The organism is Micromonospora deserti (assembly GCF_003236335.1).
Lineage (GTDB): Bacteria > Actinomycetota > Actinomycetes > Mycobacteriales > Micromonosporaceae > Micromonospora > Micromonospora deserti.
In genome coordinates this window covers 1-11771 of the sequence record NZ_POUB01000024.1, presented here as the reverse complement: position 1 = coordinate 11771, position 11771 = coordinate 1, and the positions used below count along the sequence as shown (strand labels likewise).

At 68.6% G+C, this 11771-nt stretch carries 12 protein-coding genes and 1 pseudogene; 6 read left to right on the top strand and 7 right to left on the bottom strand.

The window, feature by feature from the left end; genetic code table 11:
* Positions 1-233 precede the first annotated feature (233 nt).
* Positions 234-390, top strand: a pseudogene (locus C1I99_RS33815) (IS701 family transposase); the annotation flags it as partial.
* Positions 391-468: 78 nt separating this feature from the next.
* On the opposite strand, the gene C1I99_RS06325 reads toward C1I99_RS33815, so the two are convergent.
* Both C1I99_RS06325 and C1I99_RS33810 read right to left on the bottom strand, forming a co-directional pair.
* Entirely contained in the window at positions 469-1233 is a 765-nt protein-coding gene (locus tag C1I99_RS06325; RefSeq protein WP_111133264.1) for a group II truncated hemoglobin, read from the bottom strand.
* 12 nt (positions 1234-1245) lie between these two features.
* Positions 1246-1506 (bottom strand): hypothetical protein, encoded by a 261-nt coding sequence (locus C1I99_RS33810; protein WP_233512365.1) that lies wholly within the window; start codon positions 1504-1506, stop codon positions 1246-1248.
* Here C1I99_RS33810 and C1I99_RS33205 point away from each other — a divergent pair.
* Positions 1402-2028 (top strand): winged helix-turn-helix transcriptional regulator, encoded by a 627-nt coding sequence (locus C1I99_RS33205; RefSeq protein ID WP_233512364.1) that lies wholly within the window; start codon positions 1402-1404, stop codon positions 2026-2028. The genes C1I99_RS33810 and C1I99_RS33205 overlap by 105 nt on opposite strands.
* Positions 2029-2638: 610 nt before the next feature.
* Positions 2639-3415: an arylamine N-acetyltransferase family protein gene (locus C1I99_RS06310; RefSeq protein WP_111133263.1), complete on the top strand. Its 777-nt coding sequence runs from the start codon at positions 2639-2641 to the stop codon at positions 3413-3415.
* Between the two features lie 679 nt (positions 3416-4094).
* On the opposite strand, the gene C1I99_RS06305 is transcribed toward C1I99_RS06310, so the two are convergent.
* The 3 genes from C1I99_RS06305 to C1I99_RS06295 all read right to left on the bottom strand — a co-directional run bounded on the left by C1I99_RS06305 (position 4095) and on the right by C1I99_RS06295 (position 8412).
* A complete protein-coding gene (locus tag C1I99_RS06305; protein ID WP_111133262.1) occupies positions 4095-5288 on the bottom strand; it encodes an ARPP-2 domain-containing protein in 1194 nt (397 codons plus the stop codon).
* Positions 5285-6712 (bottom strand): hypothetical protein, encoded by a 1428-nt coding sequence (locus tag C1I99_RS06300; protein WP_111133261.1) that lies wholly within the window; start codon positions 6710-6712, stop codon positions 5285-5287. The genes C1I99_RS06305 and C1I99_RS06300 overlap by 4 nt, the downstream gene beginning before the upstream one ends.
* A gap of 719 nt (positions 6713-7431) precedes the next feature.
* Complete coding sequence (locus C1I99_RS06295; protein ID WP_111133260.1) at positions 7432-8412, bottom strand: hypothetical protein; 981 nt, start codon at positions 8410-8412, stop codon at positions 7432-7434.
* A 331-nt stretch (positions 8413-8743) separates the two neighbouring features.
* On the opposite strand from C1I99_RS06295, the gene C1I99_RS06290 reads away from it, so the two are divergent.
* Positions 8744-9424: a hypothetical protein gene (locus C1I99_RS06290; protein WP_233512363.1), complete on the top strand. Its 681-nt coding sequence runs from the start codon at positions 8744-8746 to the stop codon at positions 9422-9424.
* A gap of 84 nt (positions 9425-9508) precedes the next feature.
* Here C1I99_RS06290 and C1I99_RS06285 read toward each other — a convergent pair whose 3' ends face one another.
* Complete coding sequence (locus C1I99_RS06285; protein ID WP_111133259.1) at positions 9509-9880, bottom strand: ArsR/SmtB family transcription factor; 372 nt, start codon at positions 9878-9880, stop codon at positions 9509-9511.
* Positions 9881-10062: 182 nt separating this feature from the next.
* Between C1I99_RS06285 and C1I99_RS06280 the strand changes: the two genes are divergently transcribed.
* Entirely contained in the window at positions 10063-10497 is a 435-nt protein-coding gene (locus tag C1I99_RS06280) for a hypothetical protein (RefSeq protein ID WP_199562005.1), read from the top strand.
* 62 nt (positions 10498-10559) lie between these two features.
* Here C1I99_RS06280 and C1I99_RS33200 read toward each other — a convergent pair whose 3' ends face one another.
* Entirely contained in the window at positions 10560-10772 is a 213-nt protein-coding gene (locus C1I99_RS33200; RefSeq protein WP_199562004.1) for a hypothetical protein, read from the bottom strand.
* A 315-nt stretch (positions 10773-11087) separates the two neighbouring features.
* On the opposite strand from C1I99_RS33200, the gene C1I99_RS06275 reads away from it, so the two are divergent.
* The gene (locus C1I99_RS06275; protein WP_111133258.1) at positions 11088-11366 is read left to right on the top strand and encodes a hypothetical protein; all 279 of its coding nucleotides are present in this window, start codon (positions 11088-11090) and stop codon (positions 11364-11366) included.
* The last annotated feature ends 405 nt before the right edge of the window (positions 11367-11771 follow it).

Sequence of the window (11771 nt, the reverse complement as noted above, 5' to 3'; positions counted from 1 at the left end):
TGCGCGCCCAAAGGGACTCGAACCCCTAACCTTCTGATCCGTAGTTCAATGCTGAAAGCGCGCACTTCTACAAATAGCCCTCTACACCAAACTCGTCCGACCGCAACCCTTCTAGTCCGTCCAAGTTCGGTCACTTCCTCGCAGGTCCACGCTCTGCAGGGGATGTCAATTCACGGTCATCGATGGATGAACGGGCATCGCGCTTCCCGTCGGGTCCACGTGCGTAGCGGTAACCCGCACGCGACCGCGCCCCGCACCGGCCCGTCGGCGAGCTGGCCGGGCACTTCTTCGCCCTACGGGTGCATCCCGCCGGCCGGGCCCATCCGACGCGGACCCCACCGCGGTGACGACGGCGTCCTGCCCGAATGCCTGGAAACCATCCAGAGTCCACGCCGAGCAGGACGAGGAGCATCGGGCAGGACCTCGAGCGTCCATCTGGGGCACCCGCTCGGTGCTGAATCGTCCGGGCTATCCCTGGTAGGGCGGGGCGACGCCCCACCCCCAGCGGGGGACCGGCGCCTCCCGGACCGGGTGCGCGCCCCGCTGCGAGTTCTGCAGCGCGAGCCGGGTGCCCCATTCGATGTAGCTGGCGAAGGCGGCCCGGAACTCGGGATCGTCGGGCAGGCCGACCTCGTCGGCGGCGTCCATCATCAGGTTGACCCACCGCCGGCGCTGCGGTTCGGTGATCGCCTTGCCCAGGTGCTTGTTCAGCATGTATGGGTAACCGCCACGCTCGGCGGTATAGCGGGCAGGGCCACCGAAAACCTCGGCGAGCCACGTCGCCACATGCCCCGCATGCTCACGATCCATGTCCGCGAAAAGTGGCGATAGCAGCTCATCAGCGACGACCAGGCGGTAGAACGCGTCGCACAGCTTCACAAAACTGTCCGTGCCGCCTGCCCACTCGTACAGCGTCGGCGGTGAGCTCCCACCATTGCCGGCGATCGTGGTGAGGGCGTAGTGCCGCATCTCCTCAATATCCTCGACGTACGGCTTGACGGCGGCCAGGAAGTCGGCGAACAACGGGCCGCCCCGAAAGCCCTTCAGATGGTCTTCGACGGAGGTCCACGTGATGCGCAGGACGTAACGGGCGGGATCGTCCACGCAGCGGCGCAACTCGTAGTCCACGCATTGCGGTGCGGCGCGGAACGCGGCAGCCGCCCGCTCGTACGCCGGTTCGAAGCCGGCGAGCCGGTCCGCGGGCACCCGGTACCTGATGTACTCGACGATCATTGACACAGCGCATCACCAGAATTCAAATTGATCAAGTACGCACCATCCGGTGCGTGCCGATGAGCAGGAGCTCACGTGCCAAAGCGATACCACTGCCCGGTCGAGTTGGCCGTCGACATCATCGGCGGAAAGTGGCAACCGGTGATCCTCGCCCACCTCAAGGAAGGCGTGCACCGGTACGGCGAACTGCGCCGCCGGATACCGGGGATCAGCCAGAAGATGCTCACCCAACGGCTGCGCGACCTCGAGGCCGACGGGCTGATCACACGGCATGACCTGGGCACCACGCCGCCCCATGTGGAGTACCGGCTCACCCTTGAAGGAGCGAGCCTGGCCCCGGTGCTGAACGCTCTCTATGACTGGGGCGCAAGCGGGCCGAGCGCACCGGCGTTCCCATCGAGCCCCCGCGCCCTTCGTCCCTCATTCAGGCGTTGGAACCGCCGGCGGAGCCAACCGGTACAGCTGTGCCGGCCCCGCCCGGCTCAGCTCCCGGGCCAGGCCGGGGCGCCGAGACAAACGCGTAGGACAACGGCTCCGACGGCACCGGCGGTGCCGACCTGCAGGCACCCGTGCCTCTCGTTGCGGAGAACGAGACCAACTGCGCTATTGGGTGCCTGTAGCGTGTCAGAACTCGTCGCACCTGCTGTGAGCTCGGGTTTCTTGGCTCGGGCTGATGATCGCCGGTATGGTCATGCGGTTGCTGTACTTGGGGATGATCCGCCTGTTCAGCGGTTTGGGCCTGCTGACCCGCGGCGACAGAGCCCTCATGGCCGAGGTCCTCGCGCTACGGCATGAGGTTGCGGTGCTACGCCGCCACGTTCAGGGCCGGCCGAGGCTGTCCTGGCCGGACCCGGGCGATCCTGTCCGCCCTGGCCCGCCTGCTGCCCCGCCCAATACGGGCACACCGGATCGTCACTGCGTCAACGTTGCTCGCCTGGCACCGCCGCCTGGTCGCCAGACGCTGGACCTACCCGACCCGATACGGCCGGCCAGCCGTCAGCGACGAGATCCGGAACCTGGTACTGCGGCTGGCCCGCGAGAACCCGCGATGGGGCCACCGCCGAATTCAGGGCGAACCGCAGCGGCTGGGCCACCGCATCGGGGCAGGCACGATCCGACGAATCCTGGCCCACGACCACCGGCCACACCAAGGACGAGAGCAATCACCGCCCAACCACGATCCAGCCGTCGTCATCCCGATGGACAAGCCCGTACGGCGCCGACGACGGCTTGGTGGGATCAACGAGCACCACCGGGCAGCCTGACGCAATCTCCAAAACAGCAGGTCACGGCCATAGAACGAGTTTTGGCACGGTACAGGCGTCCTGGGCGATAAACTTCATGATCAACCGAGCGAATCGTAGGCGGTTGACCTGAACCACCCTTCACGTTGGATGCTCGGCGTATGGACGTGACCGCTTATCTCGAACGGATCGGTGTGGAGCGGCCGCGGGTCGCCGACGGCGCGGCCCTGCGCGAGCTGCATCGGGCCCACCAAACGGTGGTGCCCTTCGAGAACCTCAGCATCCACCTGGGTGAGCCGATCTCCCTGGCCGAGGACGACCTGATCGACAAAATCGTCCAGCGCCGGCGCGGTGGCTTCTGCTACGAACTCAACGGCGCGTTCGCGATGCTGCTGGAGGCGCTCGGCTACCGAGTGGTGCGGGCCGCCGCCCGCGTGTATGGCGGAGAACGTCTCGGCCCGCCGTTCGACCACCTGGCGCTGCTGGTGTCCACGGCCGAGGGCGGCGGGCCGTGGTTGGTCGACGTCGGCTTCGGCAGCCACAGCGTGTACCCGCTGGAGTTCACCAGCCGGGCCGAGCAGGCGGATCCCGGTGGCCGGTTCGCGCTGGTCGACGCGGGTGAGAGAGACGTGGACGTGATCAAGGACGGGCAACCGCAGTACCGGATCGAGCGGCGGGCGCGCTCGCTGGCGGACTTCGCACCGACCTGCTGGTGGCAGCAGACCTCGCCAGACTCGCACTTCACCCGCGGCCCGATCTGCTCGCGGATCGACGGCGACGGACGGATCTCGATCAGCGGCCGCACGCTGATCCTGACGAACGGCGCCACGCGGTCCGAGGTCCCGCTCGGCACCGACGAGGCGCTGCTGTCCGCGTACCGCGACCACTTCGGCATCGTGCTGGACCGGGTACCGTCCCTGCCTCGACCGACAGAGTAGAAGTGTGGTGGCTGAGGAGAACCGCTGGCTGCGCATGATCGTCGAGAATCCGGGCCATTCGCGGTGGTACATCCAGCGGTTCCGAAAATGGCGGCGAGCGGCAAGGATCTGGCCGGGGAGCCGCGGAGCGCGGCGGGAGGACGTCTCTCTGCTGGACGAGTGGTACGGGAGGGGGCGCGGCGGATGCTGGCCGTCGCGTTGGAAGCGGAGATCGATGTCGGCTGGACGATCTTTGCCGTCGCCTGAAACACCGGGCTGGCGCTGTGGTTGACGATCTCCCACCCGACTGCGGCGAGCATGTCGCCGGACGCGCGGAGCTCCACCACGCGGGTACGGTCTGCGGTCGCGCCTTGACGTAGGCCCCGATCTGGCCCGCGTGAACAGCAGGCGTGACATTCACGCGGCACGCTGCCAGCTCATCCCTGGTCAACGGCAGGCCAGGGTCGACGGTTTGCTCAGTACGCCACAATCGCCGTACCTCGATGGCTGCATCGCGATCTTGCAGAGAAAGGTCGAACGCACTGTCATCGGCACGTTCGGACGCCGGCGACCGGCGCGACGTACCTTCGGTGACGAGCGCCTTCGCGGCTATGAGCGGTGCCATGGGCGTGCTCCGCTGTGCAGTCCTCACAGAAGGTCATGGATTGGTTGTCCTGACCGGATGCTACGGCGCACCTTGTCACTTCATGGGCCCTGCTTTCGTTGCTCGGCTGCGCAGTTCTCGGGCGCGCTTGCGACAGGCATCGATGATGCCGGGGCGGAGCAGGTGGCCGAAGCCGGCGCGGTCGAGACGTTGGACCAGTCCGTCCCGGTCGGTGCCGAGTGCTGTGGCGGTGGCGTCGAGGTCCCAGTCGTTGGCGGCGAGCTGGGACAGCAGATGTCCACGGCGGGTCTGGGCGGCCGACAGCCGGAACGTTTTGAGGTAGGCCAGCTGACCGGCCTCGTCGGTGATGGTTTCGCCGATGTGGCTTTCGGCTTCGGGGTTGAAGGCGGGCAGGAACCGGGCCAGGGTGAAGCGACCCATCCGTTGTACCGGGGTGACGGTGAGTCGCTCGGCGGCGAGCAGCCCGTCGGCCATGAGGGCATGGAAGGCCGTCCAGTCGGCGCCCACCTGGGCTAGCTGGGCGCGCAGGTCGGCGACGCTGGCGATGCGGGTGTCGTCGAGGCGGGGGGTGAAGTCGGGTACGGCCGGATACAGATGGGTGTAATGGAACAGCAGTTCGCCGTAGAAGTCCTGCAACAGCGTGGGGTGCAGGGCGCGGTAGTCGTCCGGGTGCGGGACGACGAACGTGGCGGCGAGGGCGTCGGCGACGTAGAGCACCATGCCGCACTGGTCGGGGTGGATTTCGAAAACGCGCAGCGCGTCGTCGAGGCCGGCGATGCTGGCGCCGGTGTAGCTGGCCTCCACGCGGGGGGACAGGCCGCGGGTGACGGCATGGCGGGTCCATTCCTGCCAGGCGATGGGCGGGCCGCCGAACTGCAGCGCGAGGTAACCCTCCATGGCCAGGTGCAGCGGCAGGAAACGCAGCCGCTGCCTGTCCTCACGGCGAGCCAAGCGGCGGCGGAACGCCAGCCGGATGCCGGTGGGAGCGCCAGTGTCGACGGAGTCGCGCAGCTGGGTGCCGTAGGCGGCGGCCGGAGTGGTGTCAGTGGTCCAGGTGGCGACGAACGCGTGCGGGATGTAGGAAAGGTACGCCGTGCATGGCCCGGTGTGGACAATCGACAGTTCGTCGGGGTCGTAAAGGCAGGCGTGCAGGCGCAGATCGGTGATGGGGATCGGCCGCAGTAGCGGAACGAGGCGGACCGCGCCCCACGTCTGGGCGGGGCCGGCGGTCAGCCCGGTTAGGTCGATCCCGTCGGTGGCGGCCGTCACGACACTGCCTCCTCGGCGTTGAGGAACCGCTCGACCCGGTCGGCGAGGTGGCGGCGCAGCTCGTCGAAGCCGGCGCTGCCGGTGGCGAAGCGGGCCAGCTCGACGAGCGCAGCGGCGTCCTCGGCGTCGCGGACGCCTACGGTGGCCACGCCGGCGGCCAGGCGGCGCACGTCGAAGGTGTCGGCGTCGTAGACGGGGTTGAGGTGCACGACGCTCGTGGCCTGGTCGGGATCGAGGCGGGTACGCCAGACCCGCAACACCTCGGCGGCCTGCCCGGGTGGGTCGTTGTCCCAGCCGTCGGAGACGATGACGAGCCGGTCGGGGCGGCGCTCGAGGGCGTCGACGATGCGCACGCCCAGCCCCGTGGCGCCGATAGGATGGACCAGCAGCGGGTCGCCGCGGTGGTGCAGCCACAGCCCGGTGTAGTCGGCGGCGAGGGCCTCCAGCAGATAGTGCGTGGCCAGGGCGACGGCGAGCGGCCGGCGGCGCTTCACGCCGGATCCGGCGGCGGAGTAGCTGTCGTCGAGGACGGCCACCACCCGGCCCCAGGTGCCCGCCTGCCGGCGCGCGGCCCGGCGCGCGGCGGCCTGAAGCGCGCCGATCAGCTCGTCGCGACACCGGACACGTTCCGGGCGGGGCAGCGACAGCGCGTAGATCGCGAGGCGGGTCAGGGGTGCGGTGGCGAGGTCCATGGCGACCGCCTCGACCTTGTGCCGTACGGCGGTCCCCTGCAGCCGCGGCCGTTCGCCGTCGGTGAGCTTGGGCGCAATGCCGGACAGGAACCGGGCCCGGTCGATGCCGTGCTGGGCGGCAAGTCCCTCGGCGACGGTGTGCGGCAGCTCGTACAGGGCCCGATGCTCGTAGTGGGCGCGTCGCCACGCCTCCAGGATCGGTGTCTCGTAGCGCTTCGGGCGGCGCCAGTCAAACAGCACCGTACCGACCTCGCCGGGAAGTCGCAGGTGGGCGTGACGGGCGGCGATCGACAACGATCTGCGGTACTTGATCGCGTCGAAAGCCGGGTCGGGCCGGGCCGCCACCCAGTCGCGCACGATGACGCGGGTACGCCGGTTGTTGACCCCCAACCGGCGCAGCTCGCGGAGCACGCCGTACACCCGCTGCGGCGGCAGCGACCGCAGCCGCGCCGCGATCAGCCGCCCCTCTACCGCGCGCTGCTGGTCGCTCGCTTCCCGCGCGGTGCGTAGCAGGTTTGTCACGACCATGGCGGCGTTGAGGTGGTTGACCTCCAGGGCCAGGGTCGCGGCATACAGGTCGCGGTAGTTGCCCAGCACGTACTCATGGAGGAACCCCAACGACAGGCGCTGCGCGGCGGCTCCAGAGCGGAACTCGCGCTGGGCCGTCGAGGCGATCGCGGCGTTGACGAACATGACCACGTCCTCGCACGCGACCCGATCCGCCCGCCACATGACCGCGACCCAACCTTCCAAACGGTGACCACGGGGCCGGCCGGGGAATGGGGGCACGAACTGCGAAGCATCGCTTCAGAGGCGGGTTCCGGAAGTCGCACCGAAGTCCCGCGGCCGGCCCGGCCACGATACCCGTCACGATCACCACGACGCGACGAGAAAACTGCCCTAAGCACAGGAGCCTCGGGGACGGTCGGCCGGCGCTGCGGCCAGAGGTGCGATCGCCGCCGTCGACTCGCCTCCAATGAGGTCCGACCATGACGCAACGTAACGCGCACTGCGGCAGATGCGCGTGCCTTGCCGAGCCGACCCGTGATGGGTCCAGGCTCATGCATTCGGCGGCGTGACGCCCTGTTTCCGACCGTACCTGCTGCTCACCACTGACCTACCAGATCGACCAGTTGGCCGCGACCGACCTCGCGATGCCGGCTGGCTGGGCCGGTCCGGTGGCGCTGCTGGCGTGCGCGGCGCCGACCGGTTTCGACGACCGGCTGGCCAGACTGTGGAGGCAGGCCGGCACGGTCCTGCTCCCTGCGCCAGCCCAACTGGTACGACCCCGGTCGGTTCTGGAGCGGCGACGACCTCCACCTCTCCGGCGGCTCGCGGCTCGGCAAGGAGATCGCCGTGCAGATCCCCGCGCGCTGACCGCGCCGATCGGGCCGCGGGTCGTGTTGCCGGTCGCCGCATTGGCTGCGCGAGCGCAGCCCTCTGAGATCCAGTCATCGAGGTGAGCTGTAGAGGGGGCGCAGTTTGCTTTCGAACGCTGCCTCGTCGATGCCACGGGCCAGCGTCCGCGGGTGATCGCCCCACGGCATGGTGTCTGGGCAGCTTTCCTCGTCTCCCTGCCTTCCTGGGACGGTGAACTCGCTGACTCTCTTGCCGCTGCCGGCTTCCAGCACCGCAACGTGGTAGGTGCTTTCGTGCACGTCGAAGATGTACGGAGTGCCGCGGGTAGTGGAAATGGGCGAGTAGTAGCAGGTGACATCGCGGCCCGAATCCCGGGTCGGTTCCACGCGCGCGCAGACAAGGAGCTGCACCTGGTCGCGGTACGAACGGGAGGCGTGGTCGTTGTCTTGTGGTTCGAACTTGGCGGGCAGTTCGGCATACCCGAACGACTCCTCGTCGCGGTAGTTGATCAGGAGCATCGGGTGCGGGCCGGGACCGGCGAACCGTGGAGCCGCCTGGTTGTAGACATAGAGCTTCGGCGACCGGCATGCGCGCTCTTCCGAGTCGCTGTCGTAGGTCTGCGTTGGCTCGGACGGTGCGGGGAGGGGTGGGAGCTGTCCCGAGGGTGGCGGGCCGCCGGGCCGGTCGGGCGGCCAGGTGCATGGCCCGGTCAACGTGACGGCGAACTGTGGACTCTTTGGCGGCAGCTCCATGACCAATCGCGCGCCGTCCTCGCTCAGGGCGTCCACCACCCAGGGTCTACCGGGCTGCTTGTTATCGGTAGGGTCGCCGAAGCCATTGCGAGATACCCAGGTTTCGAGGTCCTCGAAGTACTTTTCGGCCTTGTCGCCGGCGGCGATCGTGATCTCCGCTCGTGGCACGACACCCCAGTCCGGGCCGCCACCGGGCGCCTCGGCGCAACCCACGGCGCGGGAGTGAGTCGGCGCGGAGGCGCGCGCGTCGGACTCCAGCACCTCGGCCACGAAGCGGGACAGGTGCTCAGTGAGTCGCTGCTCGAACTCCTGGGTGGTCACCCCGAGCGCCGGTGGTTGCGGTTCGGGGTGGTCAGCCGTGCAAGCGGTAAGCACCAATGCGCACACAGTCGCGGCACCGAGCCGGACGCTCCAGTTGCAAATCATGGCACTCCTTGATCCTGCCCTCGGCACGGAACGCTCCCGGTCCAGTGTCGCCGACGAGAGCGAGCCAAACCCGTGGTCGCCGCATTGGTCGCAGCTCGCCGGGCATGCGGTAGCTTTTACCTTTTGGTCACCGATTAGCGCATCGGGAACGGCCGAGTCCCTGTGGTCTTCGCGGGATGGTTCGCGCGAGTGGTGACGAGGCCCTTGCCCTACCTGGAGGCACGTCGTGAGTTCCTACACCATCACCATCGCCGCGGACGATCCCAGCCGGGCGACCACAACCGTGAGAGTCGAGTTGAACGGCGCGACCGCCCGCATCACCGAACTGGTGGTATGCGCCGGTGAGGGGGACGGGCTGACTGCGGGCCAGATTCCCGCGGTCGATCTGGATCTGCTGCTGAAGGCGGTCACGCCTGCCGTCGGCGGGCAGCAGGCGTTAACCGTGTCGCCTGCTGCTCCGGCCCACGAGGCGCCCGCTGGCGTATCCGTTCACGACGAGGAGCCCGCCGCCGAGACCGAGGCGGACCAGCCTGTCGCCGCCACCACGTCCACTGCTGATCAACCGGCTACGACTACTCCGGTGCAGAGCGAGCCGACCGAGGTCGTTGTTCCCAAGCAGGCGTCACGGGCGAAAGCACCGTCCGCCGGCGCGACCCGGTCGCGTGGGCGGAAAGCCACAGGCGCCAAGGCCACCACCGCGGGGCGGAAAGCCACCAAGCAGACCGCGAAGGGCGAGGCGTCCTCGGGCACGGGTCGCGTGTACCGGCGGTCACCGGATGATCTGGAGTCGGTGTACCAGCAGGCCGGTAGCGTGGCGGCGGTCGCCGATCACTACGACGTGCCCCGGCACACCGCGCAAGGATGGATCCGTACGCTGCGCCGCCGGCAAGCCAGCCCGGCCGAGTAGGACAAACGCCGCGGGGCACCCCTGGGGTGGGTCGGCCGATTCACCGATGGGGATCCGGCCGGCACCGGCCTTCGGCAGTGCCGCTCAGCGGGCCCGCTTCGTCGCTCGCTTGCGGGGCGGCGTCAACAGGTCGGCGATCGCCTCGATCGCGGACGGCACGAGCCGGTAGTACGCCCAAACGCCCCGCTTCTCGCGCTCGAGCAGGCCGGCCTCGGTGAGGATCCGAAGGTGATGACTCACGGTCGGCTGGGACAGACCCAGCGGCGCGGTGAGATCACTCACGGACGCCTCGCCCTCGGGAGCGGACTGGATCAGACTGAGCAGTCGCAGCCGGGCCGGGTCGGCGAACGCCTTCAGCACTCCCGCGAGCCGCTCGGCATCGGCGCGCTTGATCGGCTCGCCGGCAAGCGGCGAGATGGCAGGCGTAGCAGTTTTCGCAGTTCCCACGCCTTCCATCGTCCCACCAACACCATCAATAGGCGGTGGAACCAGGACCAAGTACCCCGATGGCGGCCGCGAGGCCGGGTACAAGGGATGCTGAGGGGCCGGGGAGGCGAGGTGGGGTGACGGTCTGATCCTCCTCTCTGTGAGTGATTCGTGGGTGACGTGAATGTGATCCTGATGTTTGACTGAGATCCATGCAGGCGGGGCAGGCGCGGCTGGCGATCGACTGCGGCAACGCCAGCACCACTGCGGTGGTGGCGTGGCCTGACGGCGCGTGGGTGCCGCTGATGTTCGACGGCGAGCCCGCCCTGCCCAGCGCCGTACTGCTCGCCGGCGACGGCAACGTGTTGACCGGCCACCAGGCGTGGCAGGCCGCCACCGCCGACCCGCAGCGGTTCATCCCGACTCACGGCAGTCTCCCGAGCAGCGGCTCACCATCTCCGGCACGGACATCGACACCCTCGATCTGGTCGCCGCGACGCTGCGCCGGGTGGCCGAGGAAGCGCAACGAGCCGTCGGTTGCGCGGTCGAGGATGTGCGGCTGGTGGTGCCGGCCGGGTGGAGCCCGAGGCGCCGGACGTGGATGCGACACGCCGCCCATCGGACGGGCCTGCCCCAACCCCGACTGATCGAAGCCCCCGTGGCGGTGGCCAACCACCTCCTCGCGACCGGGGTTTAACTGCCGGTCGGGTCATACACCATCGTCTGCGACGTCGGCGCCGGCGCGGAAGTCAGTGTCCTGCGGCGCGGCCCAGCCGGGTTCGAAGTGCTCGCCACCCTGGCAGACCCGGTCGCGGGCAGCACCGCAATTGATGAGGCTCTCGCCGCCGTGCTCACTGACGGCAGCCTGGCAGGTGGCGACGGTCAGCGGTGGCGCTGCGTGACCGGTGTTTCCGCTGGTCACGGCCTTGATTCCGTTGCGCGCCCGAAGGGACTCGAACCCCTAACCTTTTGATCCGTAGTCGACGGGATGAGCCCTGCTGGTCACCGCCTTGATCAAGGGATTCTCGGGTGCCCGGTTTAGTCATATTCATTCATATGCCGACGTCTGTCAACCCAACTTTCTGACACTCGTCTCGCATCACGAGATGCATAGCGACGACCTTCCCGGGAGATCGTTCCGAGGGGGTCCGCCTCGCGGTCACGATCTGTCGAGCGGGCAGAGGTTTCAACCATCACCGTTTGCGGTCGACAGCGACGCGAGTGAGAGGGTGACCGCGTGGGGCTGGACAAGGAGACCGCAGCACGGCTCGCCGAGGCACGCTTGGCGGAGTGGCGACACGTCGGCTATGACGAGTGGCGCGCCATGCTCGACGACAAGGATGTGCGCCTGGTCGTCGGCGACGACGGCGAGCGGTACACCGTTGTCTGCTACGCCGTTGATGACGGCGAGGGTCGGATCCGCTTGTCAGTCACCGTGGACGATGGCGGCCTGTCGGCGTTGGTGCCGCTGGTACGAGACGAGATCATGAGTCCGGACGACACCTTCGACACGTGACTTTTTCGTCCAGAAAGAACGACCGTGGCCCCCCGTCCAGCTGGTAGCCCTTGTGGTGCCCGGCGAGGTGATCCGCCCGGCTGATCTCTGAGGAGGGCCGGGGTTCGGGGCGGAGCCCCGAGGTCTTCAAAGGTCTTGTCGTCCCCAAGCGTGGCCGGCCGGCCCGGCCGATGCCGGCCGGAGGTCGCCAGCAGGCCGGGCCGGGCCGGCGCGGCCCGCCTTGCGGGCCGCCTTGATCTCAGTACAGGTCAATTCGGCAACCGATCACTGGCTGCATGTGTCCTCCGTCGACTGATGTGCGACATGCGTCCGCCAGCTGATTTGCGACAGTGGTCGGTTCGGCACTCTGAGCCCGACGTCTCCGCGGGGCGTCGGGACTCGGGGAGGCCGGGATTGGCGCTGGTT